The 209-nt window shown below is 45.9% G+C and carries 1 pseudogene; it reads left to right on the plus strand.

The features are described from left to right. Nucleotides 1–209: pseudogene (locus CBI42_RS12475) on the plus strand (peptide ABC transporter substrate-binding protein); the annotation flags it as partial.

Here is a 209-nt window from a genome sequence, read left to right on the forward strand (position 1 = left end):
TGGTAAAGACTTTGCCGATGAATCATACGTTAAGGGCGCCGTTGACTACAACCTGGCCGAAGCTAAGAAGTACTGGGCAAAAGGTTTGAAGGAGACTGGCAAGAAGTCAGTCAGCCTGACATTGCTTTCTGACGATACCGACGTTGCCAAGCGGACAACTGAATTTGTTCAAAGTCAATTGACCAAATTACCTGGCGTTAAGATTACCA

Origin of the sequence: Streptococcus sp. KR (assembly GCF_002238115.1) — a bacterium.
Classification (GTDB): domain Bacteria; phylum Bacillota; class Bacilli; order Lactobacillales; family Streptococcaceae; genus Streptococcus.